We start from the raw sequence: 542 nt of genomic DNA on the forward strand, positions 1-542 counted from the left end.
GCCCGGTGCGGCGGCGAGCTCGGTGTCCAGGTCGACGTAGACCGCGCCCGGCAGGTGGCCCTCGCGGTAGTGGTCGTGCCCGTGCGGGTCACCCAGGGCCCAGCGGACGTCGAGCAGCAGCGGCGGGCCGGGCGAGAGCAGCTCGTCGTGCAGACGCCTCACGTTGACGAGGACCTCCCCGAGCGCCACGCCGGCACGTGTCCTGCCGGCATCCGGGGCCACGCCGGCAGGTGCCGGGGCCAGCAGGGCGGCGAGGTCGGCCTGGTCGAATCCGCCCGGCGGCGTGCCGGTGCGCGCCGCGGTGGCGATCCGCCGCTGCACCCCGGCGTTGACCGGTGCCGCCAGCCCGTGCAGGCGGGCCAGCAGCACGATCTCGCCGTTGAGGAAGTCCGACTCGACCGACCCGCCACGCGCCAGGCTCTGCCAGGTGGAGCTGCCCTCCCGAGAGAAGCCGGGGATCTCGTGCAGAACGAGGCCGGACAGGTCGAGCCCGTCGTCCGGACAGACTCCGGCGGTCTCCACGCCGGCCGCGGCGAACACCC

The 542-nt window shown here is 75.6% G+C and carries 1 protein-coding gene; it reads right to left on the reverse strand.

Going from position 1 to position 542, the window contains the following annotated elements:
- A partial coding sequence (locus AC08ON_RS13120; RefSeq protein WP_476617066.1) for a ketopantoate reductase family protein occupies positions 1 to 542 on the reverse strand: 542 nt, incomplete at both ends.

It is taken from the genome of Frankia sp. CoWAU3 (assembly GCF_977971855.1).